The sequence below is a fragment of the Kingella negevensis genome (genome assembly GCF_030177895.1).
GTDB classification, from domain to species: Bacteria; Pseudomonadota; Gammaproteobacteria; order Burkholderiales; family Neisseriaceae; genus Kingella_C; species Kingella_C negevensis.
Genome location: NZ_CP123448.1, coordinates 1,426,343 through 1,451,272, shown reverse-complemented (window position 1 = coordinate 1,451,272; position 24,930 = coordinate 1,426,343). Strand labels below are relative to the sequence as shown.

The window sequence follows — 24,930 nt, the reverse complement described above, 5'->3', positions numbered from 1 at the left end:
GCAGCCTGAAAAGTGGTTTTCAGGCTGCTTTTTCTGTTTCACATGAAACAACCGCAGCCTGCGCTATAATCCCCCACTTTTCCATAACCTCTAAAAAGGCAACAAATGAATCGCCCTATCCGCATTCTCGGCATTGACCCCGGCAGCCGCATCACGGGCTTTGGCATTATTGATGTAATTGGACGCGAGCAAATTTATGTGGCTTCAGGCTGCATTAAAACCATTAAAAACGATGAGTTAGCAGGGCGGATTGGCGTGATTGTAGAACACATCAGCGAAATAATTGAAACGTATCAACCCACAGTGGCGGCGGTGGAACAGGTGTTTGTGAACGTGAATCCAGCGTCCACATTGATGTTGGGACAGGCGCGTGGGGCGGCGATTGCGGCTTTGGTGTTGCGTGGTTTACCTGTGTATGAATACACGGCGTTGCAGGTGAAACAGGCGGTGGTGGGGCAAGGCAAAGCGGCAAAAGAGCAGGTGCAGCACATGGTGGTTCAAATGCTGAAATTGTCGGGGACACCGCAGGCGGACGCGGCGGACGGCTTGGCGATTGCGCTCACTCACGCGCTGCGTAATCAGGGATTGGCGGCGAAATTGGGTGGTTCGGTGATTAAAGCGGGGCGGTTTCAGTAAAAAGAAGCCTGAAAAACGGAATGATGTTTTTCAGGCTGCATTTTTTTGTGAAAGCATTATTGGACAGGGATAAACCCTGTCCCTACCAATAGAAAGCTCGCAGCCTGAAAAGCCAACACGATTGCAGTAAAATATGCAGTTTATTGAAATATGGAAGTTTTATGGAAAAACCTGATTTTTCGCTCAAATTTGTGCTGGCGTTGCTGTGTACAGGCGTGCTGGCTGGGCTGGTGGGGATTGCGTTCACACATTTGCTGCACGCCATTCAGCAGTTTACATTTCATGGTGGTTTGGTGGCTGGCGAACACGTTTCGTTCCGCGAACTGGTGCAGCAAGCTGAACCGTTGCGCCGTTTGATTGCTCTAATGCTGTGCGGTTTGGTGGTGGGCGTGGGCTGGTTTGCGATTCATCGCTGGGGTGCGCCGTTAATGGAAATTAAAAATGCAGTCGCGCAGCCTGAAAAAAACGTGCCTGTGAAAACAACCATGGCGCACACGATTTTGCAGATTATCACGGTGGGCATGGGTTCGCCATTAGGGCGCGAAGTTGCGCCGCGTGAAATGTCGGTTGCGTTGGCTACGCCGCTTTCAGGCTGCCTGAAACTGTCGTTGGCACAAAAACGGGTGGTGTTGGCGTGTGCTTCGGGGGCTGGCTTGGCGGCAGTGTATAACGTGCCGTTGGCGGCGGCGGTGTTTGTGTTGGAAACGCTGCTGCTGGTGTGGGAATTGCCGACGTTGTTAGCAGCGTTAATCACGTGTGGGACGGCGGTTTTGGTGGTGCGTGTTGGGTTGGGCGATATGGTTCAGTATGCGAATATTGCGCCGTTGGTGCAGGCGAATATCAGCGCGGCGATGTTGGTGTGGGCGTTGGTGGCTGGCGTGGCGATTGGTTTGGGTGTGAACGCGTTTGCGTGGTGCAATGGAAAATTGCCAAAGGTATCACGCACGAAGCCTGTGATTATTGTGGTGGCGGTACTGGCTTTTGCGGCGATTGGGGTGCTGTCGATGTGGTTTCCTGAGATTTTGGGCAATGGCAAGGCAGGCAATCAAATGGCTTTTGCGGAGCGGATTTCGTGGCAAGGGGCGTTGGGTTTGTTGGCGAGCAAATGGGCGGCAGTTTTGCTGGCGACTGTGGCTGGGGCGTATGGCGGTCGGATTACGCCGTCTATGATGTTGGGGGCGATGATTGCGTTTGCTTCGGCGGTGTTGTGGAATGTGCGGCTGCCTGAAATTTCGTTGGGCGCGGCGGCGTTTGTGGGGGCGACGGTGTTTTTGGGGCTGGCGCAGAATATGCGTTTGACGGCGATTGTGTTTATGTTGGAATTGTCGCGGTTGAGTACGGCGTATTGGTTGCCGATGTGTTTGTGTATGGTGGTGGCGTTGGGTACGCAAATGGTTTGGGCGAAGTTGAAGGCGTAAAAAAAGCGCGTTTTGTTTGAAATGCAAAACGTGCTTTTTTTGTTTTTCAGGCTGCTTTTTAGTACACGGCAAAAATGGAGCGTCGGCGGCTTGCCGACAAAGTTTTGATAATTATAGTTGATGTCATTATTTTTTAATACAAGGCGACAACGCCCGCCGTGTGCATTTAGCACATAAAGGCGTTGGCAACGCTGTACTGGTTTGAATTTAATTTACTATAAAAGATAAAGGCATTAACTATACAAGTATATTTCTATGATTTGGAGATGTGTCGGCGAGCCACCGACGTTCCATTGCAAAAATTTCTATCGTGCATTGAAGAGCAGCCTGAAAGTTTTGTTACACTAGCTCAAACCTTGATACGAAAGTGCTTTGATGAACCCAACAAAACCCGAATATTGTTTGCTGCCATGTTGTTTATGCTGACAAAAGAAGCCGTTCAGCGCAGTCAAAAATGGCAAAAATGGCAGCAAGAGTGGCAAGATTCGCGGCAAATTTTGCAGAAGAAACTAATTGAGTTACGCGAAAAATTGCCTGACCCAAACACGCCTGATTTAGCCCGTGTGATGCCGCGAAGAATGCCAGATATGCGCTGGGGCGTTTGCTATTATCCGCAGCGCAATGCGTATAAATATACCTTTATTGATGATTTGCCTGAAACGCCGGAACGGCGCAGCATTTAGCTAAAAGCAGAAAATGGGAAATGGCTGTATTACGCAGGTGTGAAAGCCAGTGCGCGTGTGGCGGATTGTGATGAACGCAGCATTATTGCCCAGTTGAGCGAAGAAGAGCATGAAAGCGCGATTCGGTATGAAAATTCGTGTCTTTTGGACGATTTGTTCCCAAGAATGTTGAATGCGTCATACGATTTGATTCGCAACCAAGACAGCGAACACGTTTTTATCCACCTGAAAAACAAGACTAAGTAGTCTTTGATTTTAGATGCGAAAGTGTCAACAGTATGGCACATCGTTCAGCAAGATAAAAACGATTACAAACTGGTTTTGACAGGCGAACCTTCACGCATTCAGGGTTTGCATAATGATGGCTATATTTTGGATTACAGTTATTTGAGTGAAGATGACAGAAGCTGTAACGTGAGTTATTACACGCGCCAACATTGGGATAACGATTGGTTCAGTCGCATGAAAGGGCAAACGTGGACTTTGAATCAGCAAACGCCGTTTATTGATTTAGACACATCCACGCCGCAACCGCAAGTTTTGCAGCCTAGAATGATGCTTCAGGAATTGGCTACGGAAAGCGTGAGTGAGAACAGTTTGGAATGCAGCCTGAAAATGAAAGAAAAGGAGAAATAGATGGGCGCAATCATTTTCTATTGGTCGTTTTTGCCCCTTATGGTTTGGCTTTTGTCTTGGGGCTGATACTGCTGTTTAAATGCTTAGGTAACTTGGAATACTTGCCCAAAGTTGTCCCTACACGCCGTTCTGCGTGGATGTGGGTTTATGCGGCAATCTTGGGTTACGCGCTGTTTCCTGTTTTGTATAGCGATTTTTCGGTGCGGCGTGATGTGGGCTTGTATCGCTGGTGTAACGCGCAATTTTGGATAATTATGGCTGCTGCTCAATTACCGCTTGTGCCGTTGCTGTTTCGGTTTCAGGCTGCCGAGCGTGTTGCGTTATTTGGAATCGGATAGCGTGCGGATTTTGGCGGCGTATGCTAAGCCTGAATATCGTTTTATGAAAACGGCTTTTGGGACGGTTTGATTTTGCTTATGGCGTGGTTGCCTTATACGGCTTTTTGCACGGAACGAGTGGTTGCAAGGGAAAAGCAATCGCGCAAGCAGCCTGAAAAATAGGGCAAATAAAAAAAAACACGTTTTGTATTCAAACAAAACGTGTTTTTGTTTTTTCAGGCTGCATTTAATGATTAAACGCAGCCTGAAACTGATTATTTCAACAAATCACAAGTGCCATCTTCTGCGCAATTCACTTGGCGATACAAGCGAATCAAACGTGAAGTGGAAGTGTCGTGTTTTTGTGGGTCAATCGTGTTGGTCAATTCTGCCAAAATGGTTTTGGCTAATTGTTTGCCCAATTCAACGCCCCATTGGTCGAAGCTGTTGATGCCCCACACCACGCCTTGTGTGAACACTTTGTGTTCGTACATGGCAATCAGGCTGCCTAAATTGCGTGGGTTCAGTCTGTCCAACAAAATCATATTGGTTGGGCGGTTGCCGCTGAATGTTTTGTGTGAAACCAATGCATCAATGCGGTCTGCGCTCACGCCTTGCGCTTGTAATTCGTCGCGTGCTTCTTCTGGCGTTTTGCCGCGCATAAAGGCTTCGGCTTGGGCAAATACGTTGCTCAACAAGATTTCGTGGTGGCCTGGCAAGTTGCTGCGTTTTTCCAAGCTAGCAATCAAGTCAATCGGCGTAACGTGCGTGCCTTGGTGCAACAATTGGAAGAATGCGTGCTGACCGTTAATCCCTGTTTCGCCCCAAATAATTGGGCCTGTTTCGGTTTGAACGGGTGTGCCGTCCATTTGAACTTGTTTACCGTTGGATTCCATATCAAGCTGCTGAATGAATCGTGGCAAACGGTGCAAATGTTGGTCGTATGGGGCGATAACTTGGCTGCCACCGCCGTAGAAATTGATATACCAAATGCCGATTAAACCCAACAATGCAGGCAAGTTTTTCTCTAATGGCGTGTTGATGAAATGGTTGTCCATTTCGTGCGCGCCTTCCAGCATTTCAATGAAATTTTCTTCGCCCAAATAAAGCATAATCGGCAAACCAATCGCTGACCACAAGCTGTAACGTCCACCAACCCAGTCCCAAAACTCAAACATGTGGTCGGTGTCGATACCAAATTCGGCTACGGCTTTTTTGTTGGTTGAAACGGCGACGAAGTGTTTGGCGATGTCTTTTTCGCTGCCTTCTTTCAAGAACCATTTACGCGCGGTTTGAGCGTTGGTTAAGGTTTCTTGAGTGGTAAACGTTTTTGATGCGATGATGAACAGGGTGGTTTCTGGGTGGACTTTTTCCAAAGTATCGCGCAGTTGTGCGCCGTCCACGTTTGACACAAAGTGCATGTTTAAGCGTGGGTGTCCGAAATCTTCCAACGCAGTACACATCATGTATGGGCCCAAATCTGAGCCGCCGATACCGATGTTTACCACATCTGTAATCACTTGATTGGTGTAACCCAACCATTCGCCACTGCGAACGGCGTGTGCAAATTCACCCATGCGTTTCAATACGCTGTTCACTTCTGGCATCACGTCTTGACCGTCCACTTTGATTGGGCGGTTTGAGCGATTGCGCAAGGCAACGTGTAACACGGCGCGGTTTTCTGTTTGGTTGATTTTCTCGCCATTGAACATTTGTTGCATGCGTTCTTGCAAGCCTGATTGTTTGGCTAAATCAACTAAGTTCGCCAAAATGGTGTCGTTGATGCGGTTTTTGGAAAAGTCCACATGAACACCGCCTACTTCTAACCAGTAGCGTTCTGCACGCGCTGGGTCTTTTTCAAACATTTCACGCATGTGTTCGTTGCGTGTTTGTTCAAAGTTTTGTTGCAGGGCTTGCCATGCAGGTAAATTGGTTGGGTGAGACATACTTTTTCCTTTCAACTACGTTGCAAAACTTTCAGGCTGCAATCAGGTTACAGTTTAAATGCAGCCTGAAAAAACTTTAATCATCAACATTTTGCGCTGGAACGCGATGACGATTTATGCTGCGCTTTCCCTTTTCTAGCTGCAAACTAGCCGTTTCCCCCAATCGCAACGCTAAACCAATCGCCAAAATATCCACAATCGCCAGTTGTACCAAACGTGAAATCATTGGCGTGTAACGGTTTCCGTCTTCTTGGACCACCGTTGCCAGCACACAATCGGCAAGTTGCGCTAATGGGCTGTCGGTGCGGGTAATCGCAATCACTTGTGCGCCGTTTTCTTTAGCAATGCTTACCGCGTCCAGCACTTCAATGGACGAACCTGAGTTGGAAATCACCACCAAAACGTCTTGCGGGCTTAACACTGCCGCTGCCATTAACTGAATGTGCGTGTCGGAATAAGCCACGGTGGACACGCCAAAACGGAAGAATTTGTGCTGCGCGTCTTGAGCCACTATGCCTGAGTTGCCCACGCCATAAAATTCAATACGGCGCGCGTGGGTCAGCATAGCAATCGCGTTTTCCAATTCGTTTTCTTTCAGGCTGCGTCTTGCGCCTAATAACGCGGCTGCGGTGTTGCCCAGCACTTTTTCCATCACATCGCCCATGCTGTCGTCTGTGTTTAATTCAGCATGCACAAACGGTAAGCCTGAATGGCTAATGCTGGCAGACAGGGCTAATTTAAATTCGGGCAAGCCTTTATAGTTCAGGCTGCGGCAGAAACGAATAACGGTTGGCTGCGAAACTTGAGCATGTTCGGCAATTTCGGCAACGGCGGCATGCACAAACCATTTCGGTTCAGCCAGCGCGCATTCGCCTACTTTTCGTTCTGCGGCGGAAAGGTGTTCTAATTGTTCGCTGATTTTGCTTAACATCATGATTCTTCCTTCATTAAAGTGAGTTTTCAGGCTGCATTTTGCTGAAATTGTCGTTGAAACAGCATTAACGCAGCCAACACACGCGCATCGCCAAATTCGGCGTTATCAATCAAATCGTTCAACTGTGCTAATGACACAGCAACAGGTTCAAGCGGTTCAGGTTCGTCGCCCTCTAAAACGGACGGATACAAATCTTCTGCAACAAAAACATACATCGAACCATACATGTGGCTGGGCGATGTATAGAGCATGCGCAAGGGTGTGATTTTGCGCGCGCCCACGCCGATTTCTTCTTGTAACTCGCGCAGGGCAGCTTGTTCGGGTGTTTCGCCAGCATCAATCGCGCCTTTCACGCACGTCAGCTCGTAACGCTCTGAACCGACTGCGTATTCACGAATCATCGTGAGCGTGTTGTTTTGAATGGGCAACACCATCACGGCGGCGCGTTTGGCAGGGGCTAGGCGTTCGTAAGTGCGTTCTTCGCCGTTGGCAAAACGCAAATCTACGGATTGCACTTCAAAAATGGCGGTTTTCGCGGCGGTGCGAACGGCGCAAATTTCGGGTTTTTGTTTGTCTGTGTGCAGAAGCATAGGGTTATCTCGCGTCGCTTGACTGTAATGTAATTAGACTACTTTTTTGATGATTGTACGCGCTTTTTTGGGTTTCAGGCAGCCTGAAAAACGGTTTTTTATTGAAATTAATTCAAGCCTGTGCGGCTTTGTCTTGGATTGAATTAAATTCGCTAAATTAAAACTACTTAAAACTACATTGTAAAACAAAAAGCAGCCTGAAACATAGATTTCAGGCTGCTTTTTCAACAAGAATTACTGTTGGTTCAAATGATTATCCAAGGCAACGGCGGCACCTGTAATACCTGGGTATTTGCTGAGTACCACATACACAGGAATCGCGGCCAAATACGCATCAAAACGACCTTTGTTTTCAAAGCGATTGCGGAATGGCGATTCTTTGAAATAGTCGATGAAGCGCGGAATAATACCGCCGCACAAATACACGCCGCCGCGCGCGCCCAAAGTCAGCGCAAGGTTAGACGCTACTGTGCCGAGCATGGCGCAGAAAATATCCAAAGTTGAACGACACAATGGCGATGAACCGCTCAAAGCGTGTTCGCTGATTTGCGCTGGCGACAATGGTGGACGGTTAATGCCTTCGCGTTCCATTAACGATTCGTGAATCAGCGTTAAACCTGCGCCACACAAGAAGCGCTCTGCAGAAACGTGTCCAAAACGGCGTTTGGCAAATTGCCACGCCATGATTTCAGAGTCGTCAAACGGTGGGAAACTGGCGTGTCCGCCCTCGCCTGCCAATGGAATGTAACCTGTTGGCGATGGAATCAAACCGCTCACGCCCAAACCTGTGCCAGGACCAATCACGGCTTTGGGCGCGTCTTCAATGGGTTGCATACCGCCGATTTGTACCAATTCGCTTTCAGGCGTTTTAGTGATTGCCAACGCTTGCGCGGTGAAGTCGTTGATAAACAACAAGGTTTCAAAGCCCAACGCTTGGCGTGTGGTTTCAATAGAAAACGCCCAGTGGTGGTTGGTCATTTGTACCCAGTCGCCCACAATCGGGTTTGCAATGGCAACTGAAGCGTATTTCACTTCTGGTTTGCCTGCGCGGCGCAAGTATTCTTTGGCTGCGTCCACGATGGTGTGGTAATCATTGCATGGCAACACTTCAATTTTTTCAAATTTTTGTGGTGTAGTTTCCAAAGCGAAACGGGCGTTTGTGCCGCCGATGTCTGCAATCAGGCGCGGGTAAGTTTCAGTTTTGATTTCAGTCGTTGTAGATGACATGGGTTTCTACTTTCTGTGAGTTTAAAACATAGCTAACGGGGAATTGTTGCACAGCAGCTTGTGCAGCTTGGTCGTAAACTTCGCGTTTGGCTGCGCCTGCGATGGATAGGTAAACGTGTTTTGTGGCTTCAATCGCCGCTAAGGTCATGGAAACGCGCTCGTGTGGAGCGGTTACGGGTGTGGTGTGCAATAAAGGCTGTGGGTAATCTGCGCGAACCGCGTCAGCAAATTGTGGGGCTTGCGGGAAAATGCTGGCGGTGTGTCCGTCGCCGCCCATGCCCAAAATCAACACATCTGGCTGAACGTAATGTTGCAAGGCAAATGCAACGGCTTCGCTGGTGTTTTTCAGGCTGCTTTCTGTGGCTTCATCGGAAACGACGGGCAACCATTTTGCGGCTTGTGCTTTGTTTTGCAACAGGTATTGGCGGACTAAGCCTGTGTTGCTGTCGGTGTGTTGAGTTGGCACAAGGCGTTCATCTACTAGGGTGATGTTCACACGCGCCCAATCCAATTCAATTTGGTTGAGTGCTTGGAAAAAGGCGATAGGCGATTTGCCGCCTGACACGGCTAAAGTGGCGCGGTCTTGTTTGGCTAACGCGTCGCGCAGATTTTGTGCGACTGCTTGCGCTAGGGTTTCAGCAGATTGCTCGGCTGATGGGGTTTGTATGAAGTGAATCATAAAAAAACTCCTTGAAAGGAATGGGGGAAACTGGGTTTCAGGCTGCGTTTGTTGTTTTATTCGCAGCCTGAAAATAGCAGAAAAAGCCTTGTTATCAAACTGCTTAACAAGGCTTTCCATCATACTTTAGTTAGGCAGCCTGAAAAATGCAGCCTGAAAAATCAGTTTTGTTCTTCCAGCCACAGATTGCCATCACGCGCCAACAATTCGCGTGCGGCTTCAGGGCCCCAGCTAGATGCTGCGTAACCATGCGGTGCAACAGGGCTAACCGCCCAGTTTTCCAAGATTGGCATTACCCATTCCCACGCTTTTTCCAATTCATCGCGGCGGTTAAACAATGCTAATTTGCCGTCAATCACCTCGCGCAACAGCAATTCATACGCTTCTGCACGGCGGTCGTCAGACACTTTGCCCATGTCCAACACCATTTCAGTGGCTTCAGTGGCGGTGTTGCTGCCAACTTGTTTCACATACATTTTCAATGAAACGGTTTCTTCAGGCTGCAAACTAATTACCAAACGGTTTGGCGCAGTGCCAAAAATATTGTTGGCTTGCTCTTTGAAGTTCAACACGATTTCTGCGCTGCGGGCTGCCATGCGTTTACCTGTACGCAAGTAGAACGGCACACCTTGCCAACGTGGGGTATCGATTTCTGCGCGAATGGCAACGTAAGTTTCTGTACGGCTTTCAGCTGGCACATTGTGTTCTTGCAGATAACCTTTTTGTTCGCCAGATTCAGTGTATTGTGCGCGAATCACGTTTTTATCCACATCGGCAGAAGTCATCGGTTTCAAAGAAGAAACGACTTTCAATTTTTCATCACGAACATCGTCTGCGCTCAAAGATTTTGGCTGCTCCATGGCAACGAAGCATAGCATTTGCATGATGTGGTTTTGCACCATATCGCGCAACGCACCTGTGATGTCGTAGAACTCGCCGCGTTCTTCTATGCCCAGTTTTTCCGCAATCGTGATTTGCACGGATTTCACGAAATCTTTGTTCCACACTTGTTCAAAGAACACGTTACCGAAGCGCAATGGCAACAAGTTTTGCAGGCTTTCTTTGCCTAAGTAGTGGTCAATACGGTAGATTTGTTCTTCTTTGAAGAATTTGGCTACGTCTGAGTTGATTTGTTGTGAAGACGCTAAATCTGTACCCAGTGGTTTTTCCAATACGATACGCACGTTGTCGGCGTTCAAGCCTACGTTTGCTAAGTTTTCGCAAGCTGGTGCGAAGAATTTTGGTGCAGTAGACAAGTAAATCACCACGTTATCGGTTTGGGTACGCGCTTTAACGGCTTTTGCCAATTCTTCAAAATTGGCTGGTGTGTTCACATCAACGGTTAAATATTGAATACGCGCGATAAATGATGCCCACAATTCTTCGGTGAGGTTTTGTTTAACGTGGATTTTGCTGTCTGTTTCCACTTTGGCAAGGAACTGAGCGGTGTCAAACTGGCTGCGTGATACACCTAAAATGCGACCTTCTGGGTGCAGTAAACCTGCTGCGTGTGCTTGATACAAGCATGGCAACAATTTGCGCATAGCTAAGTCGCCTGTTGCGCCAAAAATAACCATGTCAAAATTATTGAGTTTGGAAGACATTTTTTGTTCCTTGTCTAAGTGATAAAAAGGGGGGTATTGAACGCAGCCTGAAACTATTTTTTCAGGCTGCATTTTGGTATAAATCAGCATTCATTTTACTGTGGTTTTGCTTTTCAGGCTGCCTGAAAACGAACCGTAGCAATCTTACATTATTTTTGACTATTTGTTGATAGAAATCCACAAAAAAGTCAGGTAAATGAAATAGTTTGTCGGTATAATGTAAGTTAATTACAGAATTTTAGCGTTTTCAGGCTGCATTTCAGGCAGCCTGAAAACCCATTTTTAATCATAAAAGGAACTAGATTAATGTCTATTGCCATTCACCCAAAATTAGCAGAAATCACGCAGCGCATTATTGAGCGCAGCCGCCCCACTCGCACGGCATACTTAGAGCGTATCCGCGCGTTCAAACAACAAGGGCGTTTGGAACGCGACCAATTAGGTTGCTCAAACTTGGCGCACGGTTACGCGTCTATGCCGAAAACCATCAAAATTGAAATGCAAAAAGCGACCGTGCCAAACTTGGGCGTGATTACGGCTTACAACGATATGGTGTCTGCACATCAACCGTTTAAAGAGTTCCCAGATTGGATTAAAGACGAAGTGGCGAAACACGGTGCAACAGCTCAAGTGGCTGGCGGTACGCCTGCGATGTGCGACGGCATTACGCAAGGTTACGAAGGCATGGAATTGTCTTTGTTCTCACGCGATGTGATTGCGATGAGTGCGGCGGTGGGTTTGTCGCATCAAATGTTTGACGGCGCGTTGTTCTTGGGCGTGTGCGATAAAATCGTTCCGGGGTTGGTGATTGGTGCGTTGTCTTGCGGTCATATTCCTGCGGTGTTTACCCCAGCAGGCCCGATGGAAAGCGGTATCGGCAACAAAGAAAAAGCGCGTACTCGCCAATTGTTCGCTGAAGGTAAAGTAGGGCGCGAAGCCTTGTTGCAAAGCGAAATGGGTTCATACCACAGCCCAGGTACTTGCACGTTCTACGGCACAGCAAACTCGAATCAAATGATGATGGAATTTATGGGCTTGCATTTGCCAGCGTCATCATTCTTCAACCCTAGCTCAAATATGCGTGAGGCTTTGACTCGCCACGCTGCGGCGCAAATGGTTGCTCAAATCAAAAACGGCACGGCAAAACCAATCGGCGAAATGCTGACTGAAAAATCGTTCATCAACGCGGTGATTGGCTTGATGGCGACTGGCGGCTCAACCAACCACACGATGCACTTGGTGGCAATGGCGCGCGCGGCTGGTGTGATTTTGAATTGGGACGATTTTGATGAAATTTCGTCAATCATTCCATTGTTGATTCGCGTGTATCCAAACGGTCAGGCGGACGTGAACCATTTTGCGGCGGCGGGCGGTTTGCCATTTGTGATTCGTGAATTGCGTAACGCGGGCTTGTTGCATGATGATGTGGACACGGTTGTGGGTCATGGCATGGAAGCCTATACTCAAGAGCCATTCTTTGCTGAATCAGGCAGCCTGATTTGGAAAGAAGTGCCAGCAGAAAGCGGCAATGAAGAAATCTTGCGTAAATTTGACAATCCATTCTCTCCAGACGGCGGTTTGCGCTTGATGAAAGGCAATATCGGTCGCGGCGTGATTAAAGTGTCTGCTGTGGCGGAGGAACATCGCGTGATTGAAGCCCCTGCAATCGTGTTCAACGACCAAAAAGAAGTGTTGGCAGCATTTGAACGCGGCGAATTGGAACGCGATTTTGTGTGCGTGGTGCGTTTCCAAGGTGCGCGCGCTATGGGTATGCCTGAGTTGCACAAATTAACGCCGCCTTTGGGTATTTTGCAAGACCGTGGCTTTAAAGTGGCTTTGGTAACTGACGGTCGTATGTCGGGCGCGTCTGGTAAAGTACCAGCGTCTATTCACATGTCGCCAGAAGCCTTGATGGGCGGCAATATCGGCAAAATCCAAACGGGCGACATGGTTCAATTTAACGCAAATACGGGCGAATTGAACGTGTTGGTTGATGAGAAAGAATGGAACGCACGAGAAATTCCTGCGGTGGATTTAACGAAATATCATTACGGCGTGGGTCGTGAATTGTTTGCTGGCTTCCGTAGCTTGACCAGCAGCGCGGAAACTGGGGCGATGAGCTTTGGTGGTGACTTCGCTTAATACTGCTAAAATGCAGCCTGAAAGTTTTTCAGGCTGCATTTTTTAATGGAGATAACCATGGAACTGTTTCAAAAAGTAGAAGACAAACTGCATGAATTGAATATTGCTTATCAACTGGTAGAACACGCGCCTGCGCTCACCACAGAACAGGCAGATGCGTTTATTGAAGGCATTGATGGTGTGCGCACAAAAACGATGTTTTTAACCAACAAGAAAAAGAAAAATTTTTACTTGCTGATTATGGACGATGCTAAGCGTTTAGACATGAATGCGTTTAAAGAAATTGTGGGCGAAAATCAAATTAAAATGGCTTCGGAAGACAGTTTGTTTGAAAAAATGATATTGACTGCTGGTGTGGTTTCGCCGTTTGGTTTGCTGAATAATGCAGACAAAGATATTCAGGTTTACTTTGATAAAGAAATTGTGAATGAAGACCGAATGAGCTTTCACCCGAATACAAACGAGAAAACGATTTTTGTGAAAACAACGGATTTGTTTGTATTTTTAGACAGTATTGGTTATCCAGCGAAAGTGGTGGAAATTTAGAAACAAAATGCAGCCTGAAAATAGTTTTCAGGCTGCGTTTTTTGTTTATTTAATGATTTGCTGTAATTCGCCTTTTGAATAACGAACCGCCATTTTTTCCAACGAAATCGGTTTGATTTTATCTGCCATACCCTCGCAACCAAACGCTAAATAGCGGTCTAAGCAAACTTGTTTCATCGCTTCAATCGTTTTGCTGAGATATTTGCGTGGGTCAAATTCCGCAGGGTTTTCCGCCATGAATTTACGGATTGCGCCCGTGCTGGCAAGTCGCAAATCGGTATCAATATTCACTTTGCGAACGCCGTGTTTAATCCCCTCCACAATTTCTTCAACTGGCACGCCATACGTTTCGCCAATCGCACCACCGTGGGCGTTAATCACTTGCAACCATTCTTGCGGTACAGAGCTTGAACCGTGCATCACAATGTGCGTATTCGGCAGCGCGGCGTGGATTTCTTTAATTCGGTCAATGCGCAACACTTCGCCTGTGGGCGGACGCGTGAATTTATACGCGCCGTGGCTTGTGCCAACCGCAATCGCCAATGCGTCTACATCGGTGTCTTTCACAAAACGAATCGCGTCTGCCACGCTCGTGAGCATTTGGTCGTGGTTCAATTTACCTTCCGCGCCTACGCCGTCTTCTTCGCCAGCCGTGCCAGTTTCCAAGTTGCCCAACACGCCAATTTCGCCCTCAACCGACACGCCGCAAGCGTGGGAAAACTGCACCACGCGGCGTGTTACTTCGGCGTTGTATTCGTAGCTAGATGGTGTTTTGCCATCTTCTTGCAGCGAACCGTCCATCATCACGGAGCTGAAACCGAGCTGAATGGAGCGTTGGCACACATCGGGCGACGCGCCGTGGTCTTGGTGCATGACAACGGGAATGTGGGGGAACTCTTCCACTGCCGCCAAAATCATGTGGCGCAAAAATGGCACACCTGCGTATTTTCGTGCGCCTGCGCTGGCTTGCACAATCACGGGGGCGTTCACTTGGTTTGCTGCTTCCATAATCGCGCGCATTTGTTCTAAATTGTTTACGTTGAATGCGGGTAAACCGTAACCGTGTTCGGCGGCGTGGTCTAAAAGTTGGCGCATGGATACGAGTGCCATTTTTGTTCCTTTGATTTTGTAGTTGAATGTAGTTCGAATTATAAAGCGGTTTTCTGATAAATCAATGGAAATTTGTTTTCAGGCTGCAAAAGGGGTTGAAAATAATTACATTTAGTTACAGATTGGGTTTTTCAGGCTGCGATAATTGCAGCCTGAAATCTGTTATCATTTTGTTTTTTCAAACTTATTTACAGAAAGCCCATTATGTCGTTCCCACGCATTTTTGCTGTTGTTTTACTTGCCACCAGTTTAGCTGCCCACGCCGATAATTCTACCACCAGCCGCACTTTAGCCAACAGTTTAAAAGTGATTGTGCAGGAAGACCACCGCGCCCCTGTGGTGATGACGCAGCTTTGGTACAAAGTGGGCAGTTCAGACGAAATGGCAGGCAAAACAGGCTTGAGCCACGCGCTGGAACACATGATGTTCAAAGGCACAAAAACCGTGCCAGCAGGCGAATATGTGAAACGTATTTCCGCGCTGGGCGGCAGCAACAACGCGTACACCACCACAGAAGAGACTGTGTATCACGTTACCATTGCCGCGCAACATCTGCCCAAAGTGTTGGAACTGGAAGCTGACCGTATGGAAAATTTAAACTTCAGCGACACGGTTTTCAACAACGAAATGAAAGTGATTCGGGAAGAACGCCACCAACGCATTGACGACAATCCAGACGGTATGTTGTATGCAGAATTATTGAACACCGCGTGGACAAAATCGCCCAACCGCACCAGCGTGATTGGCAAAATGGCAGACTTGCACAAGCTCAAACCCAACGATTTACGCCAATGGTATCGCCGTTGGTACGCGCCTAATAACGCCGTTTTAGTGGTGGTGGGCGATTGCAGCCTGAAAACGTGTTTGCCCAAGTTGAGCAATATTTTGGCAGCCTGAAAGAGCGCAAACTGGCAGACCATCAAGACATCAGCGAACCTGAAACGCATGAAAAACCATCTTTTGCCACGCTAAAAGGCAACACCAAACAGCCAATGATGATGTTGGCATATCGTGTGCCGCATTTGCAAAAAATAGACGAAAAATTGCCGTATGCGCCGAATATGCTGACTAACGTGTTAGACGGACATTCTGCGGCGCGTTTCAGCCAACGATTGGTGCGTGGTTCGCAAGTCGCGCAGAATATTGGCACAGGCTATTCCTTGCTCGCTCGACAGCCGCAAATGTGGATAATTTCCGCGTCGCCTGCCAATGGTGTGGATTTGGCGCAGTTGAAAGCCACGTTGAAAAAAAGAGATTGCTGATGTAGCGCACAACGGTGTGAGTGAGGCGGAACTCAATCGTGCGAAAACCATTCAGCGTACCAACAAGATTTATTCGTATGACGAGATTTCTGCGCGCGCGAATTTAATGGGTACGCTGGAAAGTGTGGGCTTGAAATACGATGATGAAAACGCTATTCGTCAGCGTTTGGACGAAGTAACCACGGCAGATATTCAGGCTGCGGCAAAATTGCTCACGCAAGAACGCGAGGTTTATGTAGAACTGTTGCCAAAATAAAACTACATTTTCAGGCTGCCTGAAAATGTGTTTTAAATCACAAAACTAAAAAATTGAGCTAATACAAAAGGAGTAGAAAATGGCTTGATTTTTGGTGTGAATTGTTGCATTATTACGCCATAAATTTTCTTAACCAACCTTATTTAGAGGTACTCAAAATGGCACAAAAAACAGGTAACAAAGTTGTTGTAATCGGTACTGGCGCAGTGGGCGTAAGCTACGCATACGCAGTGTTGAACCAAGGCATTTGTGATGAATTGGTGTTGATTGATTTAAACGTGAAACGCGCATTTGCAGAAGCATGCGACTTGAGCCACGGCGTATTCAACGGTCCAACGCCTGTTAAAGTGAAACAAGGCACTTACGAAGATTGTGCAGACGCAGACATCATCTGTATTTGTGCTGGCGTACCTCAAAAACCAGGTGAAACGCGCTTGCAATTAATTGACAACAACTTGAGTGTGTTCAACAGCGTGGTTGGCGAAGTGATGAAAACTGGCTTTGACGGCATTTTCTTGTTGGCATCAAACCCAGTTGATGTGTTGTCTTACGCAACATTCAAATTCTCAGGCTTGCCAAAACACCGCGTTATCGGTTCAGGCACCGTATTGGATACTGCTCGCTTGTGCTACTTCTTGAGCGAAGAGTTCAATGTAGCCCCACAAAGCATCGATGCTTACATGATTGGCGAACACGGCGACAGCGTATTGGCAGCATGGAGTTCAGCTTATGTGGCAGGTACTTCAGTGAAAGAGCACTTTGACGCAATGCCAAATGGTAAAGAGCGCATGGAACAAATCCGCCACGATGTGATGCGCGCAGCATACTCAATTATTGAAGGCAAAGGTGCAACTTACTACGGTATCGGTATGGGCTTGGCTCGTATTACCAAAGCCATCTTGTTCAACCAAAACTGCGTATTGCCAGTTTCTGCATTGCTGGAAGGCGAATACGGCGAAAACGACGTTTACACTGGTGTACCAGCAGTCATCAACCGCAACGGTATCGCTCGCATTATCGAGAAACCTTTGGACGCAGATGAAAAACAAAAATTTGCAGACTCTGCAAACATCTTGCGCAGTTACCAAGAAAAAGTTCATGCTTACTTGAACAAATAATCAGCATATAAAAAAGCAGCCTGAAAAACTTTTCAGGCTGCTTTTTTGTTCTCTAGAAGATTGATTGTACTGCTGCATAAACGGCTAACACGGCAATCAAGCTATCTACGCGGTCAAATACACCGCCGTGACCTGGCAACAAATTACTGCTGTCTTTAATCCCAGCCGCACGTTTCAGCCAGCTTTCCAGCAAATCGCCGCCAATGCTCACAAACGTCAAAATCACAGAAGCCAACATTGTCACCAACCAAGATTGACCAGCAAATAACCAGCCTTGCGATTGCGTGTAAGTTACATAAATCAGCACGGCAACCAAGCCACCAATCGCGCCTTCCCAGCTTTTTTTCGGACTGAGCACGGGGGCTAATTTATGCTTACCAATCGCGCAACCTACAAAATAAGCAGCAGAATCCGCTAGCCACACCAAAATCATCACCGTCAACAAATGCGCCGCATAATCGCTATTCGGGCGCAACTGAATCAGCGCAAACCAGAACGGTATCATCAATAACCAGCCCAGCGCAAAACCTTGCGCGTTTGCTGAAATTTTCCATTTTTGGTATAACCAAATCGGCATGGCAATCAGCCAAAAGCCCAAAGAAATCAGCCAAATCAAGCTCGGTAATTGCCAGTTGCCCAAATACGCCGTCAGCATAAAAAATGCCGTGCCACCCAAATAATGCGTTTGCTGCTGCGCGTTCAAGCCAGCCAAGCGACCGTATTCCCACAAAGCAATCAAAGCAATGAAAGCGGAAAATGCCGCCCACAAAAAGCTGCCTGAACAAAATAACATCAGCAACATCAAGGGAATCAGCACTAAAGCCGTTAAAATTCGTTGTTTCAACATAAAAATCCTTTCAGGCAGCCTGAAAATTAAGAACGCTGTTGTTCTACAGGTAATTGCTCGGAAGTGCGACCAAAGCGGCGTTCACGTTTGGTAAACGACGCAAAGGCTTTGTGCATTTCGTCAGCATTAAAATCAGGCCACAAAACATCTGTGAAATAAAATTCGGCATAAGCCATTTGCCAAAGCATAAAGTTGCTGATACGCGTTTCGCCGCCTGTGCGAATGAATAAATCAGGTTCAGGGGCTTCGGATAACATCAACTTGCTTGCCAAATCTGCTTCGCTGATTTCGGTTTTACCTTCTTTAATCAATGCATTGGCAGCCTGTAAAATATCCCAACGACCGCCATAATCTGCCGCAATCGTCAGCGTGATGCCTGTGTTGTTTTCAGTCAGCTTTTCCGCATCAACAATGCTTTGCTGAATGTCGGCATTAAAGAGGCTGCGGTCGCCAATCACTTTCAAGCGCACGCCATTTTTGTTCATTTCAATTACTTTTTTCTGCAATGCTACTAAAAAAAGCCCCATTAAAAAAGACACTTCTTCGGCAGGGCGACGCCAGTTTTCGGTTGAAAAAGCGAAAACGGTGAGATAGCGCACACCTGCATCATCGCAAACGCGTACTATTTCTTCCAATACGTCCAAGCCGCGTTTATGCCCCATCACGCGTGGCATAAATCGTTTTTTTGCCCAGCGCCCATTACCGTCCATAATCACGGCGACATGGTGGGGAATGTGGTGGTGTTCAGGGATATTTTGAGTGCTGCTTTGATTCATCGTGCAGGCTCTTTCTAAAAAAGTGGAATAGAATCAGATTATAACAATATTCTTCAGGCAGCCTGAAAAATATTGCACAAACAAAAAAGCCCTTGAATATCAATCCAAGAGCTTTCTTGCTACAACTTCTTCACAATATTATTGAACTTTGATTTCAACGTCTACGCCAGCAGGCAAGTCTAATTTCATCAAAGCGTCAGTGGTTTTATCAGTCCAATCCACGATGTCCATCAAACGCAAGTGCGTGCGGATTTCCAACTGTTCACGAGAAGTTTTGTTCACGTGTGGAGAACGCAAAATGTTGAAGCGTTCGATTTTAGTTGGTAATGGGATTGGGCCTTTTACAACTGCGCCAGTGCGTTTAGCAGTCTCAACGATTTCTTGAGCTGAACGGTCAATCAAAGCGTAGTCATAAGCTTTCAAACGGATACGGATTTTTTGGTTAGCCATTATCTCAGTATCCTTGTATTAAGCGATTACGTTAGCTACAACGCCCGCACCAACGGTACGACCACCTTCACGGATTGCAAAACGCAAACCGTTTTCCATAGCGATAGGTGCAATCAATTCAACAGTGATTTTCACGTTTTCGCCTGGCATTACCATTTCAACGCCTTCTGACAATGTAACTGCGCCAGTTACGTCAGTTGTACGGAAATAGAATTGTGGACGGTAGTTAGCGAAGAATGGCGTATGACGACCACCTTCTTCTTTGCTCAATACATATACTTCAGCTTCAAATTTAGTGTGTGGAGTGATTGTACCTGGTTTAGCCAATACTTGACCGCGTTCAACTTCTTCACGTTTAGTACCACGCAACAATACACCAACGTTGTCACCAGCTTGGCCTTCGTCCAACAATTTGCGGAACATTTCCACGCCAGTACAAGTAGTTTTTTGAGTGTCTTTCAAACCAACGATTTCGATTTCATCGCCAACGTGGATGATACCGCGTTCTACACGGCCAGTTACTACTGTACCACGACCAGAGATTGAGAATACGTCTTCGATTGGCAATAAGAATGGTTTGTCAACAGCACGTTCTGGGGTAGGGATGTAGCTATCTAACGCGTCAGCCAAAGCAAAGATTTTTTCTTTGAATGACTCGTCGCCTTCCAATGCGCGCAATGCAGAACCTTGAACGATTGGGCAGTCGTCGCCTGGGAAGTCGTAGCTTGACAACAAGTCACGGATTTCCATTTCAACCAATTCCAACAACTCAGCGTCGTCAACCATGTCGCATTTGTTCATGAATACGATGATGTAAGGAACGCCTACTTGGCGAGCCAACAAGATGTGTTCACGAGTTTGTGGCATAGGGCCGTCAGCAGCAGATACTACCAAGATTGCGCCGTCCATTTGAGCCGCACCAGTAATCATGTTTTTCACATAGTCTGCGTGTCCTGGGCAGTCTACGTGTGCGTAGTGACGAGTTGCAGTTTCGTATTCAACGTGAGCAGTGTTAATGGTGATACCACGTGCTTTTTCTTCTGGAGCGTTATCGATTTGATCGTAAGCTTTTGCAGAACCGCCGAATTTTTCAGCTAAAATAGTTGTCAATGCAGCTGTCAAAGTGGTTTTACCATGGTCAACGTGACCGATTGTACCTACGTTTACGTGCGGTTTGCTACGTTCAAATTTTTCCTTAGCCATGAGCTAGAATCCTTGTATAAAGAGCGAGTTAAAAAATAGTGCTGGGCTTTCCAACACAAAATAGTGAATAACGCGAATGCGCTACCCAATAAAATTAAACGCGAAATTGTATGTTTTTTCTGTAAAAAAATCAAGCAGAAATATTTTCAGACTGCATTTTTCGCAGCCTGAAAATTAGGGTTGATTTTGGTTTTCTGCTTCTTCGCGCTTCATGCGCTGATTGCGGCGGCGTGTCAGCACAACCCAAAATGAAAACAGCACGGGCAAGATTGTCCAAAAAACTAGATAAATCAGCACACGCGCAATGCCTTGTGGATATTGAGCGATTGAAAACATCATGGTTACAAAAACATAGCCCATTAAAACGATGTGCCACATAATTTCCCTTTCAGGCTGCCTGAAAAAATTATCCCTTGAAATGGATTTCTAATTTTCCACTTTTAGCTTCAAGTGTAATTTTTTTCTTTTTGGCTTCTGCTAAATAAAGTTTGGGTTGTTGAAGTTAGGTCGTGTGGACATTTCATTTAAAAAAATGAGTATCCATAATTGATTAGATAAAAAAATGGCGAATGAGTAATTTAATTTCCACAAAAAACCTTACCATTCGCCATGCCTCGCCTAATGCTCAATAACAAACAATGGACAAGACTGAAAGCTATTTTACTCAAACAAGGTATTTACGACACAGAAAATTTGCGTAAAACCGTGGAAGGTATTTTATACCACATGAGAACAGGCATTCCTTGGCGAGATTTGCCAAAATATTTTGGTAAATCTAACACGATTTATAAAACATTTAACCGTTGGTCTGCTGCTAATAAATTTATGGACATATTTAAGCAACTCATTGATTATCCTGATATAGAATGGATATTGATTGATGGGACTTACGTTAAAGCACATCAACACAGCAATGTTGCCAATCCTAAAGAACAAGCAATTGGTCAAAGTGTTGGTGGCAACACGAGTAAAATTCATCTAGCAGTAGATGCACATGGCAATCCTTTGGAATTTATCATTACTGACGGTTCGGTACATGATGTTAAAGTTGCACCTGAATGGATTGCTAAATTGGATTTAAGTGAAACATCAATAGTTTGTGCAGACAAGGGTTATGATTCAGAACCTTTGCGTGAACAAATTGAAGCTGAAGATACTCATGCAAATATACCAGTAAAATCAAATAATAAGAAAAAAGGTAATCATCACATGGACTGGCATTTATATAAATGTCGCCATGTTGTAGAAAACCAATTTAACAAAATTAAAAACTACCGAGCTATTGCTACACGGTTTGATAAACTTAAAGCGAAATTATGAAAATAATGTCGCTCTAGCCCTTGCGTATCAATGGCTCAAGCTATGAATGTTCAACAAGATCTAAAATTCCCATCAAAAAAACGATTGAATAACTTTGTGCAAAGTTCTACAATAATCAATAATCCCGATGAGTTCCGGCATAGAAATATACGGAATGTTGGTAGTGTTGTTATTGGAATTTAAATTTTCTTAAAGGTGAATACGATGGATTTGAAATTATGGATTGAGCAATATAATGCGGGCAAAGATGTTCCACTAAATTTAACAACGGCTCAACAGGATTTGCATGGTTTGCATTTATTGGAAGCGATTGAAGCGCACGAGGCTTGGATTGAGAGATTGGAAAGTACGTTGCGTGGTAAAAACCCCGAAGAATACGACCCAGCCGTTGTGGGAGTAGACCATTTGTGTAAATTGGGCAAGTGGTTGTATAGCGATGGTTTGTGTTTGGATAAATATCCAGAATACGAAGTAGTTAAAAATGCTCATGCGCGTTTTCATCAATGTGCTGGCGACATTTTGCAAAATCATCGAAAAGGCTATTTAATGGAAGCGATTAGTGCGCTGCGCTATGAGTTAATTGATTTGTCAAAAGAAGTTAAAGTGGCATTAGTTAGTTTGTTGGATAAAGTCCAAACAAATTAAGCTGCGTACGTGAATACTTGGATAAAGCTGCCTGAATAATATTAGGCAGCTTTTTACTTGGTATATAGTTGATTAAAATTGCAATGATACTGCGTTGCCAACGCCATTATGTACTATTCGTACACGGTAGGCGTTGTCGCCTTGTTTCATTTTTATTTTGGGGCTGTCCTAGATAACTAGGATAAACTCGATTTTACTAACTGTTTTAAAATAGAACAAGAACTTTTATCTCACTGTTGTTAAAACGCCATTCGCACGCCTTTAAATACAGCTCAAAATGCTCTTTGGGAATGCCGTTAAACTTGCGTAAATGACGTTTTGCTTGGTTCCAAAAGTTCTCAATTCCGTTAATATGATTTTGTCGTTCAGCAAAATGTGTGCTGTGATTGATACGAAAACGAAGTTTCAGCGAAGTTAAAATGGCTTTGTCGCTCACATCTAATACATCATAGCTGCGATAACAATCCGTATAAACAATGCTGTCAGGTTTCACTTGTTCGCGGATAATAGGCAATAAAGTAGCGGTTTGGGTATTCGGTACAGTAACCGTATAAATCTTGCCATTTCGCTTCAAAAGCCCGAATACAGCGACTTTGCCAGCTGAACCACGACCGTGCTTGCCTTTACGTTGTCTGCCAAAATAACTTTCATCAGCTTCTACTTCGCCATCAAACATTTCCAAATGTGGACTGTTTTGATAAATAAGTAATCGTAAACGATGAAAATAATAGGCTGCGGTATTTTTATTAACACCTACTAACTCTGCTGCTGTTCTTGCAGTTACACCTGCGACAAATAGCTCAATGAGTTTGTTTTGTTTGTACTGACTTAGACGACTTTTTTTCATAGGGATAATTCTAACTTAATTTGAATTTCCCTACTTATCTAGGACAGCCCCTTAACTTTTCTTTCATTTATTCAATTCCTGTTCCGCCAATTTCGCTTCCAACGCTTTAATACGCTTGTGCATTTCATTCAAATGATTGATGTGAACGCCGTTTCGCACCCATTCTTTATACGTTTGCATTGGGAAAATAGACGCGAAATGCTGACCACTTTCCTTGATACTATGGGTAATATTTGTGCCGCCGCCAATGTTCGTTTTGTCGGCGATTTCGATATGCCCAACCGTGCCAACACCGCCGCCAATCACGCAATAACTGCCGATGGTCGTGCTGCCTGAAATGCCTGTTTGCGCCGCGATAACGGTGTGTTCGCCCACTTTGCAGTTGTGCGCGATTTGCACTTGGTTGTCGATTTTTGTGCCACGCCCAACCACGGTGTCGGACATCGCGCCACGGTCGATATTGGTATTTGAGCCGATTTCCACGTCATCACCCAAAGTGACGCCGCCTGTTTGCGGAATTTTGAACCAATCGCTGCCTGAAAATGCCAATCCGAAACCGTCCGCGCCAATCACGCAGCCTGAATGCAATTCCACGCGATGCCCAATCGTGCAGCCGAAATACACGGTTACGTTTGGGTGAATAAAGCAGTCGTTGCCCAGTGTGCAATCGTGTTCAATCACGGCGTTTGCCAATATGCGGCAACGTTCGCCCAGCACGGTGTTCGCGCCGATGTAAACATTCGCGCCGATTTCGCAGCTTGCTGGCACAATGGCGGTGGGTTCAATCACGGCAGTGGGGTGAACGCCTGCTTTTGGTGCAACAATCGGGTGAAATAATCGTGCCACTTTGGCGAAATATAAATACGGGTCTGGCACGACAACCACATTGCGATTTGGGAAGAAATCTGCTGCCTTTTGTGAAACGATGACTGCACCTGCAGTGCTGTTTTCTACTTCGTGTTTGTATTTTGGATTGGCTAAAAATGTAATTTCGTTGGCTTGGGCGCGTGAAGCTGGGGCGATGGCATGAACTGAAATATTGTCGCCGCGGAATTCGCCGCCGAGTTTTTCAATAATTTGGGATAGGGTAAACATGGGTTTTCCTTTGAATACTTTTTGAACGCAGCCTGAAAGATTTTCAGGCTGTGTTTTAGATATAAATGCAGCCTGAAAAATGGTTTTGAATGATTTTTCAGGCTGCATATTGTGTTGAGATTTATCTAGGTTCTGCTTCGTCTAATGCTTTGATAACACGGTCGGTAATGTCGTATTTGCGAACAACAAACACGGCTTCTTGCACGATTAAATCGTATTTTTCTTTTTCGGCAATGTTTTTAATCACGTTGTTGGCATTGTTTTGCAAGGCGGCAAATTCTTCGTTGCGGCGCAAGTTGTATTCTTCTGCTAAGTGCGCAGCGGCAATGCGATATTGTTGTACGTTTTCTCGGAGTTGTTCTTCGGCGTGTTTGCGTTGGCTGCCGCCTAGTTTGTTTGATGACAGTTGCTCTTGCAATTTTATGCCTGATTTTTGTAGGGCAACTAATTTTTGTTGTTGTTCGCCAAATTCTTTTTGTAATGTGGTTTCAATGCGCTTGGCAGCTTTGGTTTCGGTGTAAACGCGTTCTGGATTTACGTAACCGAATTTTTGCACGTCGTTGCTGGCAATGGCATTCAGGCTGCCTGAAAGTAATGCAATCGTGCATAATGTGCGAGTGGTGTTTTTCATGATATTCATAGT

General features: G+C 45.9%; 26 protein-coding genes and 2 pseudogenes. 13 read left to right on the top strand and 15 right to left on the bottom strand.

Annotated elements, in window-relative coordinates:
• Positions 1–105: 105 nt before the first annotated feature.
• The 6 genes from ruvC (at position 106) to QEO93_RS07945 (ending at position 3,711) form a co-directional block, all read left to right on the top strand.
• A complete protein-coding gene (ruvC, locus tag QEO93_RS07970) occupies positions 106–636 on the top strand; it encodes a crossover junction endodeoxyribonuclease RuvC (protein WP_032136502.1) in 531 nt (176 codons plus the stop codon).
• 161 nt (positions 637–797) lie between these two features.
• Complete coding sequence (locus tag QEO93_RS07965; protein ID WP_032136503.1) at positions 798–2,054, top strand: chloride channel protein; 1,257 nt, start codon at positions 798–800, stop codon at positions 2,052–2,054.
• Positions 2,055–2,347: 293 nt separating this feature from the next.
• Positions 2,348–2,737: a hypothetical protein gene (locus tag QEO93_RS07960; protein WP_143445777.1), complete on the top strand. Its 390-nt coding sequence runs from the start codon at positions 2,348–2,350 to the stop codon at positions 2,735–2,737.
• 39 nt (positions 2,738–2,776) lie between these two features.
• The gene (locus QEO93_RS07955; protein WP_032136505.1) at positions 2,777–2,983 is read left to right on the top strand and encodes a hypothetical protein; all 207 of its coding nucleotides are present in this window, start codon (positions 2,777–2,779) and stop codon (positions 2,981–2,983) included.
• 21 nt (positions 2,984–3,004) lie between these two features.
• Positions 3,005–3,373: a hypothetical protein gene (locus QEO93_RS07950; protein ID WP_143445776.1), complete on the top strand. Its 369-nt coding sequence runs from the start codon at positions 3,005–3,007 to the stop codon at positions 3,371–3,373.
• On the top strand, positions 3,340–3,711 hold the full coding sequence (locus QEO93_RS07945; RefSeq protein ID WP_032136507.1) for a hypothetical protein: 372 nt from the start codon (positions 3,340–3,342) through the stop codon (positions 3,709–3,711). The genes QEO93_RS07950 and QEO93_RS07945 overlap by 34 nt, the downstream gene beginning before the upstream one ends.
• 254 nt (positions 3,712–3,965) lie before the next feature.
• Here QEO93_RS07945 and pgi read toward each other — a convergent pair whose 3' ends face one another.
• The 6 genes from pgi to zwf form a co-directional block, all read right to left on the bottom strand.
• A complete protein-coding gene (gene pgi, locus QEO93_RS07940; protein WP_032136508.1) occupies positions 3,966–5,636 on the bottom strand; it encodes a glucose-6-phosphate isomerase in 1,671 nt (556 codons plus the stop codon).
• 76 nt (positions 5,637–5,712) lie between these two features.
• Entirely contained in the window at positions 5,713–6,567 is an 855-nt protein-coding gene (locus tag QEO93_RS07935; protein ID WP_032136518.1) for a MurR/RpiR family transcriptional regulator, read from the bottom strand.
• Between the two features lie 29 nt (positions 6,568–6,596).
• Positions 6,597–7,160 carry an ADP compounds hydrolase NudE gene (gene nudE / locus QEO93_RS07930; protein ID WP_032136509.1) on the bottom strand — a complete coding sequence of 188 codons (564 nt, stop codon included), beginning with the start codon at positions 7,158–7,160 and terminating at the stop codon, positions 6,597–6,599.
• A gap of 234 nt (positions 7,161–7,394) precedes the next feature.
• The gene (locus QEO93_RS07925) at positions 7,395–8,387 is read right to left on the bottom strand and encodes a glucokinase (protein WP_032136510.1); all 993 of its coding nucleotides are present in this window, start codon (positions 8,385–8,387) and stop codon (positions 7,395–7,397) included.
• Complete coding sequence (gene pgl, locus QEO93_RS07920; RefSeq protein WP_032136511.1) at positions 8,368–9,066, bottom strand: 6-phosphogluconolactonase; 699 nt, start codon at positions 9,064–9,066, stop codon at positions 8,368–8,370. Before pgl ends, QEO93_RS07925 begins: the two co-directional genes overlap by 20 nt.
• A gap of 161 nt (positions 9,067–9,227) precedes the next feature.
• A complete protein-coding gene (zwf, locus tag QEO93_RS07915) occupies positions 9,228–10,670 on the bottom strand; it encodes a glucose-6-phosphate dehydrogenase (RefSeq protein ID WP_032136519.1) in 1,443 nt (480 codons plus the stop codon).
• 306 nt (positions 10,671–10,976) lie between these two features.
• Between zwf and edd the strand changes: the two genes are divergently transcribed.
• Positions 10,977–12,812 (top strand): phosphogluconate dehydratase, encoded by a 1,836-nt coding sequence (gene edd, locus QEO93_RS07910; RefSeq protein ID WP_085815713.1) that lies wholly within the window; start codon positions 10,977–10,979, stop codon positions 12,810–12,812.
• A 57-nt stretch (positions 12,813–12,869) separates the two neighbouring features.
• The gene (locus QEO93_RS07905) at positions 12,870–13,358 is read left to right on the top strand and encodes a prolyl-tRNA synthetase associated domain-containing protein (protein WP_032136513.1); all 489 of its coding nucleotides are present in this window, start codon (positions 12,870–12,872) and stop codon (positions 13,356–13,358) included.
• Between the two features lie 45 nt (positions 13,359–13,403).
• On the opposite strand, the gene fba is transcribed toward QEO93_RS07905, so the two are convergent.
• Positions 13,404–14,468, bottom strand: coding sequence for a class II fructose-bisphosphate aldolase (fba, locus tag QEO93_RS07900; RefSeq protein ID WP_085815712.1), 1,065 nt, complete (start codon positions 14,466–14,468; stop codon positions 13,404–13,406).
• 204 nt (positions 14,469–14,672) lie between these two features.
• Between fba and QEO93_RS07895 the strand changes: the two are divergent.
• The 3 genes and pseudogenes from QEO93_RS07895 (at position 14,673) to QEO93_RS07880 (ending at position 17,104) form a co-directional block, all read left to right on the top strand.
• Positions 14,673–15,730 (top strand): annotated as a pseudogene (locus QEO93_RS07895) (M16 family metallopeptidase).
• Between the two features lie 16 nt (positions 15,731–15,746).
• Positions 15,747–15,986: a hypothetical protein gene (locus tag QEO93_RS07885; protein ID WP_245190615.1), complete on the top strand. Its 240-nt coding sequence runs from the start codon at positions 15,747–15,749 to the stop codon at positions 15,984–15,986.
• A 158-nt stretch (positions 15,987–16,144) separates the two neighbouring features.
• Positions 16,145–17,104 carry an L-lactate dehydrogenase gene (locus QEO93_RS07880; RefSeq protein WP_032136515.1) on the top strand — a complete coding sequence of 320 codons (960 nt, stop codon included), beginning with the start codon at positions 16,145–16,147 and terminating at the stop codon, positions 17,102–17,104.
• A 52-nt stretch (positions 17,105–17,156) separates the two neighbouring features.
• Here QEO93_RS07880 and QEO93_RS07875 read toward each other — a convergent pair whose 3' ends face one another.
• The 5 genes from QEO93_RS07875 to QEO93_RS07855 all read right to left on the bottom strand — a co-directional run bounded on the left by QEO93_RS07875 (position 17,157) and on the right by QEO93_RS07855 (position 20,758).
• Entirely contained in the window at positions 17,157–17,951 is a 795-nt protein-coding gene (locus QEO93_RS07875; RefSeq protein ID WP_032136516.1) for a phosphatidate cytidylyltransferase, read from the bottom strand.
• A gap of 26 nt (positions 17,952–17,977) precedes the next feature.
• Complete coding sequence (uppS, locus tag QEO93_RS07870) at positions 17,978–18,727, bottom strand: undecaprenyl pyrophosphate synthase (protein ID WP_085815711.1); 750 nt, start codon at positions 18,725–18,727, stop codon at positions 17,978–17,980.
• Positions 18,728–18,865: 138 nt separating this feature from the next.
• Positions 18,866–19,177: a 30S ribosomal protein S10 gene (gene rpsJ / locus QEO93_RS07865; RefSeq protein ID WP_002215394.1), complete on the bottom strand. Its 312-nt coding sequence runs from the start codon at positions 19,175–19,177 to the stop codon at positions 18,866–18,868.
• A gap of 18 nt (positions 19,178–19,195) precedes the next feature.
• A complete protein-coding gene (tuf, locus tag QEO93_RS07860) occupies positions 19,196–20,380 on the bottom strand; it encodes an elongation factor Tu (RefSeq protein ID WP_085815394.1) in 1,185 nt (394 codons plus the stop codon).
• Between the two features lie 174 nt (positions 20,381–20,554).
• Positions 20,555–20,758, bottom strand: coding sequence for a hypothetical protein (locus tag QEO93_RS07855; protein WP_032136472.1), 204 nt, complete (start codon positions 20,756–20,758; stop codon positions 20,555–20,557).
• 231 nt (positions 20,759–20,989) lie between these two features.
• Here QEO93_RS07855 and QEO93_RS07850 point away from each other — a divergent pair.
• Together QEO93_RS07850 and QEO93_RS07845 are read left to right on the top strand one after the other, a co-directional pair.
• A protein-coding gene (locus QEO93_RS07850) for an IS5 family transposase (protein ID WP_209434843.1) occupies positions 20,990–21,746 on the top strand; the annotation gives its coding sequence in 2 pieces (ribosomal slippage) (positions 20,990–21,682 and positions 21,684–21,746; 756 coding nt in all).
• Between the two features lie 158 nt (positions 21,747–21,904).
• Positions 21,905–22,345 (top strand): CZB domain-containing protein, encoded by a 441-nt coding sequence (locus QEO93_RS07845; RefSeq protein WP_032136471.1) that lies wholly within the window; start codon positions 21,905–21,907, stop codon positions 22,343–22,345.
• Between the two features lie 176 nt (positions 22,346–22,521).
• On the opposite strand, the pseudogene QEO93_RS07840 reads toward QEO93_RS07845, so the two are convergent.
• The 3 genes and pseudogenes from QEO93_RS07840 to QEO93_RS07830 all read right to left on the bottom strand — a co-directional run bounded on the left by QEO93_RS07840 (position 22,522) and on the right by QEO93_RS07830 (position 24,927).
• Positions 22,522–23,192 (bottom strand): annotated as a pseudogene (locus tag QEO93_RS07840) (IS1595 family transposase).
• 63 nt (positions 23,193–23,255) lie between these two features.
• Positions 23,256–24,287: a UDP-3-O-(3-hydroxymyristoyl)glucosamine N-acyltransferase gene (gene lpxD / locus QEO93_RS07835; protein ID WP_032136435.1), complete on the bottom strand. Its 1,032-nt coding sequence runs from the start codon at positions 24,285–24,287 to the stop codon at positions 23,256–23,258.
• 121 nt (positions 24,288–24,408) lie between these two features.
• On the bottom strand, positions 24,409–24,927 hold the full coding sequence (locus QEO93_RS07830) for an OmpH/Skp family outer membrane protein (protein ID WP_032136428.1): 519 nt from the start codon (positions 24,925–24,927) through the stop codon (positions 24,409–24,411).
• Positions 24,928–24,930 lie beyond the last annotated feature (3 nt).

What these genes read in the sequence shown, in the direction of transcription:
- ruvC (WP_032136502.1), top strand. Translation starts at nt 106, where the DNA reads ATGAATCGCCCTATCCGCATTCTCGGCATTGACCCCGGCAGCCGCATC.
- QEO93_RS07965 (WP_032136503.1), top strand. Translation starts at nt 798, where the DNA reads ATGGAAAAACCTGATTTTTCGCTCAAATTTGTGCTGGCGTTGCTGTGT.
- QEO93_RS07945 (WP_032136507.1), top strand. Translation starts at nt 3,340, where the DNA reads ATGCAGCCTGAAAATGAAAGAAAAGGAGAAATAGATGGGCGCAATCAT.
- pgi (WP_032136508.1), bottom strand. Translation starts at nt 5,636, where the DNA reads ATGTCTCACCCAACCAATTTACCTGCATGGCAAGCCCTGCAACAAAAC.
- QEO93_RS07935 (WP_032136518.1), bottom strand. Translation starts at nt 6,567, where the DNA reads ATGTTAAGCAAAATCAGCGAACAATTAGAACACCTTTCCGCCGCAGAA.
- nudE (WP_032136509.1), bottom strand. Translation starts at nt 7,160, where the DNA reads ATGCTTCTGCACACAGACAAACAAAAACCCGAAATTTGCGCCGTTCGC.
- QEO93_RS07925 (WP_032136510.1), bottom strand. Translation starts at nt 8,387, where the DNA reads ATGTCATCTACAACGACTGAAATCAAAACTGAAACTTACCCGCGCCTG.
- pgl (WP_032136511.1), bottom strand. Translation starts at nt 9,066, where the DNA reads ATGATTCACTTCATACAAACCCCATCAGCCGAGCAATCTGCTGAAACC.
- zwf (WP_032136519.1), bottom strand. Translation starts at nt 10,670, where the DNA reads ATGTCTTCCAAACTCAATAATTTTGACATGGTTATTTTTGGCGCAACA.
- edd (WP_085815713.1), top strand. Translation starts at nt 10,977, where the DNA reads ATGTCTATTGCCATTCACCCAAAATTAGCAGAAATCACGCAGCGCATT.
- QEO93_RS07905 (WP_032136513.1), top strand. Translation starts at nt 12,870, where the DNA reads ATGGAACTGTTTCAAAAAGTAGAAGACAAACTGCATGAATTGAATATT.
- fba (WP_085815712.1), bottom strand. Translation starts at nt 14,468, where the DNA reads ATGGCACTCGTATCCATGCGCCAACTTTTAGACCACGCCGCCGAACAC.
- QEO93_RS07880 (WP_032136515.1), top strand. Translation starts at nt 16,145, where the DNA reads ATGGCACAAAAAACAGGTAACAAAGTTGTTGTAATCGGTACTGGCGCA.
- QEO93_RS07875 (WP_032136516.1), bottom strand. Translation starts at nt 17,951, where the DNA reads ATGTTGAAACAACGAATTTTAACGGCTTTAGTGCTGATTCCCTTGATG.
- uppS (WP_085815711.1), bottom strand. Translation starts at nt 18,727, where the DNA reads ATGAATCAAAGCAGCACTCAAAATATCCCTGAACACCACCACATTCCC.
- rpsJ (WP_002215394.1), bottom strand. Translation starts at nt 19,177, where the DNA reads ATGGCTAACCAAAAAATCCGTATCCGTTTGAAAGCTTATGACTACGCT.
- tuf (WP_085815394.1), bottom strand. Translation starts at nt 20,380, where the DNA reads ATGGCTAAGGAAAAATTTGAACGTAGCAAACCGCACGTAAACGTAGGT.
- QEO93_RS07855 (WP_032136472.1), bottom strand. Translation starts at nt 20,758, where the DNA reads ATGTGGCACATCGTTTTAATGGGCTATGTTTTTGTAACCATGATGTTT.
- QEO93_RS07845 (WP_032136471.1), top strand. Translation starts at nt 21,905, where the DNA reads ATGGATTTGAAATTATGGATTGAGCAATATAATGCGGGCAAAGATGTT.
- lpxD (WP_032136435.1), bottom strand. Translation starts at nt 24,287, where the DNA reads ATGTTTACCCTATCCCAAATTATTGAAAAACTCGGCGGCGAATTCCGC.
- QEO93_RS07830 (WP_032136428.1), bottom strand. Translation starts at nt 24,927, where the DNA reads ATGAATATCATGAAAAACACCACTCGCACATTATGCACGATTGCATTA.